Origin of the sequence: Roseibium sp., assembly GCF_050301095.1 — a bacterium.
Classification (GTDB): Bacteria; Pseudomonadota; Alphaproteobacteria; order Rhizobiales; family Stappiaceae; genus Roseibium.
Window position 1 is genome coordinate 1 of record NZ_JBNKYW010000203.1, and the last position, 4,636, is coordinate 4,636.

At 59.3% G+C, this 4,636-nt stretch carries 3 protein-coding genes and 1 pseudogene; all 4 read left to right on the forward strand.

Annotation, left to right across the window (positions count from 1 at the left end; genetic code table 11):
• Window positions 1-1,190: serine hydrolase domain-containing protein (locus ACQY7U_RS18245; RefSeq protein ID WP_428647422.1), on the forward strand; the 1,190-nt coding region annotated here is incomplete at its 5' end.
• Between the two features lie 85 nt (window positions 1,191-1,275).
• Window positions 1,276-2,031, forward strand: coding sequence for an enoyl-CoA hydratase/isomerase family protein (locus tag ACQY7U_RS18250; protein ID WP_428647425.1), 756 nt, complete (start codon window positions 1,276-1,278; stop codon window positions 2,029-2,031).
• 78 nt (window positions 2,032-2,109) lie between these two features.
• Window positions 2,110-3,447 carry a carbohydrate porin gene (locus tag ACQY7U_RS18255; protein WP_428647427.1) on the forward strand — a complete coding sequence of 446 codons (1,338 nt, stop codon included), beginning with the start codon at window positions 2,110-2,112 and terminating at the stop codon, window positions 3,445-3,447.
• A gap of 302 nt (window positions 3,448-3,749) precedes the next feature.
• Window positions 3,750-4,636, forward strand: a pseudogene (locus ACQY7U_RS18260) (amidohydrolase family protein); the annotation flags it as partial.

Sequence of the window (4,636 nt, forward strand, 5' to 3'; positions counted from 1 at the left end):
AGGAGACCCGCGCCGCCGATTACAATGAGCTTTTCCGCGGCGGGGACCCGTCCGCCTATTTCAACATGCGCGTGTCGGAGTTCCTGCCCACCGCAATCCTGCCCTCGCGCGTTGGTCCGATGCCGCTGGCAGAGAACCCGATGCCCGAGATTGGCGAGATCGAGGTCGACATGACCTCCGAAAGCTCGCTGCCCAGCCCCATGTCGCTCGACGCGTTCCTCGAGCAGTCGCCGGGCGCGCAAGCCTACATGGTCGTCTACAAGGGCCAGATCGTCTATGAGAAATACCCGCGGATGCGGCCCGAGGATCACCACGTGTGGATGTCTTCGGCCAAGCCCACGGCCAGCCTGGTGATCGACCAGTTGATCAGCGAGGGCAAGATCGACCAGAACGCTCCGGTCACCGACTATCTGCCTGACTTCAAGGGCACGCCCTGGGACGGCGTTACCACAAAAGACATCATGGACATGGCCTCTGGCATGGACCTGGAGGACACCTCCGAGTCCCGCTTCGACCCCGACAACATCGCACGCCGCGTGTATGAAGCCGAGTTCGGCTTTCCGAACGAGACGCGTGGTGTCGAGAAGCTGCGTGACGTGCTCAGAAGCACGCCCAAGCGGGAGGAGCCCGGGCAGGCGTTCCACTACGCTTCTGGCCTGACCCAGATGCTGGTGATCCTGGCCGAGGAGGTCGAAAACGACCGCTGGGCCCAGATCTTCGATCGCCGTGTCTGGTCGAAAGTCGGTGCTGAGGGGGCGTTGCAGATCCATTTGACACCCGACGGCATCGCCGCGGCGCACGGGCTTGTCTCGAGCAATCTGCGCGACTTCGCCCGGTTCGGCATGCTCTACACACCCAGCTGGAACAAGATTGCCACCGAGCAGGTCGTGACGGACGAGATCCTGGCCCGTATCCGCGACGGGGTGCGCAGCCACGAGTTCATGATGGCCGGCTTCGACGGTGCCGTGTTCGCCGACTATCTCGGTTCGAACGATTTCATCGCCAACAGCCGCCAGTGGGACATCCTCTGGCCCGACGGGGACATGTGGAAGGGCGGCCTGATGACCCAGGGCCTCTACGTGTCGCCATCGCGGGACCTCGTCATTGTCTACTTCAATGTGAACAACGACGACCATTCCGGTCACCGCTACCCGCGCGCCATCGCAACCTCAGGCCTGTTCGACGAATAGCCACCTTTCCAAGCGTCGGAGAGAAGGCGACCGATGTGATTGGCGACAGCAAGAACAGCCCATTTTGAGCGTGAAAGGAATAGACATGGAAAAAGTGATCGTAGAGAAATCAGCGGGAATTATCCACGTGAGGATCAATCGTCCGGACGTCCTGAATGCGTGTGACGGCGAGACGTACAACGCCATCGCGGATGCGTGGGACGAGCTTGAAACGAACCCCGAACTCAGGGTGGGCATCCTCAGTGGCGAAGGGCGGGCGTTCTGCACCGGCACTGACGTCAGATGGGTCAAGTCGCCCGATGCCGAAGGGTTCGTCGATCGTCTCTACCCGCGCATGCTGACACTGACCAAACCGGTGATTGCGGCTATCCAGGGCCATTGCACCGGCGGCGGGCTGGAGCAGGCCCTCGGTGCCGATATCCGGGTCTGTACGGAAGATGCCCATTTCGGCTCCGGCGAAATCCGGCTCGGCTGGATTCCGGGCGGGTACGGGACCCAGAGACTGCCGCGCGTGATCCCTCTTGGCCCCGCGCTTGAGCTTCTCTACACGGGAGGTCGGATCGACGCGCCGGACGCCTATCGCCTGGGCCTCGTGAATCATGTGGTTCCACAGGAGCAACTGCTTGAGAAGTGCAAACAGATCGCGGGTGAAATCGTGAAGAGCGCTCCGCTTGCCGTCCAGAAAATGAAGACCACTGTCATGCAGGGCCTTGATATGCCGTTGCCTCAGGCGGTCAGACTGGAAAAGGAAAGCTTCGACTTCCTGATGCGGACCGAAGACTCGAAAGAAGGCGCCCTGGCGTTTGCTGAAAAACGGGCGCCGAACTGGAAAGCCAGATAGTCACGGGCTTGTATCGCCTGGTCAGAACAGGTGTGCCATAAGTCTATGGCGCACCGATGGGGCAACGGGAATGGGAAAATGAAGTCCTTCACACGAATTCAAGACGGGGTATGCGCCATGATTGCGGAGGGTCCATGCTGGACTTTAACCGTTGCCCTGGCGCTGACCTCGATTGTTATTTCTCCGCAAACCGCAATTGCAGAGGAGGCGGCACCTGCGCCCGTTGTAAAGTCGACAGGGAACACACTTGACCGGCACCCGCTGAATGGACCGGACTCCGCGGATTCTCTGATTTCGGCTAACAGTGAAGAAAAGGCGGATCTTCTCGATCGCAATCTTCTGAAGAAATGGGACGAGTGGAAGGCAAGTATCAAGGAGAAAACAGGGTTCAGTTTCGGGGCCGATTACACTTCGGTCGGGCTCGCCGCCACTGCCAGTCTCGGAGATAAGACGGCTGCTTCGGCGATTGCGCGTGTCTACGGATCCTGGGCCTTGTTCAATCGCGGTGGCAAGAACACCGGGAGTATCGAGTTCAAGGGCGAGAACCGGCATTCCTTCACGGATATCCCGCCGGCCGGACTTGGGTTGGCTGCCGGCTATGTGGGCGTTACCGAACCGGTTTTCACCGATCAGGGGTTCCGGGCAACAACGCTCTACTGGAAACAGAGGTTCTTGCAGGACAAGGCTGTTGCTCGTCTGGGGCTTATCGACGTCAAAGAATACTTCGACGTCTATGCACTGGCCAGTCCCTGGTCGGGCTTTCACAATCTCGCCTTTTCCACCGGCTCCAACACAATGAGTAAACTGCCGGACGGTGCATTCGGCGCGATGGTTGGCGGTTACTTTACGGACAATTTTTACGCAGCCGCGAGTATTGTCGATGCCAGCGCGGACCCGACCTCTGCGTTCCAGAGCGTTCAAACCTTTTTTGGCGATTTTGACACTTTCAAGACCTTCGAGATCGGTTTCACCCAAGGAGGCAAGAGGCTTTTCCTGGACAACGCCCATATAGCCTTCTGGCAAATTGACGAAAGCAAGAAAACCGGTGCTGCTGGCGGATGGGGGGTAAACGGGTCTATCTCGTCTCTTGTCAACGAAAGGTGGCTTGTTTTCCTGCGCGGTGGCTGGGCCCATGAAGGCGGCGGCTTGTACGAAGCGTCCGTCAGTACCGGGTTTGGCTACATGAACACACCGGGCGGAAACCTGCTTGGAGTCGGGGTCAACTGGGGGCGACCGAATTCCGATACTCTCTCTGTGGACCTGGACGATCAATGGACCGGCGAAGTTTTCTACAGAGCGCAAGTTGCCGAAAATTTCCAGGTCACCCCGAGTACCCAGCTCCTCCTCAATCCAGCGCTTAATCCGAAAGAGGACCTGATAGCAGTGTTCGGCTTGCGCGCCCGCGTGGAGTTTTAGGCTTCAGGCCAGCAATTTGCAAAGCTTGAGCGACGGGAACGTTTGAGAAACCAAAGAACCCTGCGCTTCGGAAGTGTGTGAGCCGTTACCGCGCTTTGTCGGGGATCGTCTCGCCAGTTGTGAGAGACTGTTTCGGGGGCACAATGTCGCGACCATGCAAGATGCGGTTGGCACGCAGTGCGGTGATCTGGCGGCGCAATTCCAGAAGCGCACCTTTGTAAATCAGCCGGCTTGAAGCACTTGGCGCGCACTATGAACTCGTCGTCGGCGCGAAGCCGAAACGCAAACGGAAGGTTGGAAGTATGTACAAGCTACTTGGCAGCATCACCGTGTTCGCAGGCCTTGCCCTCACGGCTCCGGCCAGCGCGCAAGACTACGACCTGGTGATCCTGAACGGTCGGGTCATGGATCCCGAGACGATGCTCGACGGCCAATTCAACGTAGGCATCACCGACGGCCGGATCAAAATCATCACATCCGGTGAGATCACCGGCACCGATACCATCGACGCCACCGGCCATGTGGTGGCGCCGGGCTTTATCGACTTGCACTTTCACGCGCTTGACGGGCTCTCGCTAAAGCTGGCCGCGCTCGATGGCGTGACGACGGGGATGGATCTCGAGGCCGGAGCGATCCATATTGCCGAGTGGTACGCCGCGAAAGACGAATCCGGCTGGCCGCTGAACTATGGCACCGGCGTCAGCCAGGAAATGACACGGACGCGGGTTCACGATCCGGAAGTCGACACCAGCGGATGGCATGATGCTACCAGCGTTTTCGAATTGCGGGCGAAGGCCGTGGAGGAAGACGGTGTGCCGGGCTGGTCGGTTACGCGCAGCAATCTCGACCAGCTCAATCAGATCCTCGGTTACATGGACGAGGAGCTGCGTCAGGGGGCACTGAGCGTCGCATCGACCATCGGCTACATGAGCGAGGGCGTCACCACGTTCGAGATGTTCAAGACGCAGGAGGTTGCAGCCAATTACGGCCGCTTGCTGGGGGCTCATGTGCGGTTTCATGGCAACCCCAGCAACCCGGAGGGACCGCTGGGCACCAGTGAACTTCTAGCCAACGCCATGGCTCTCGATGCGCCGTTTTCGCTCAATCACAACAACGAATACGGATGGTGGGAGAACGAGGAAAAGCTGCAAAAGGCGCGCGCCCAGGGGTACAATGTCTGGTCGGAACA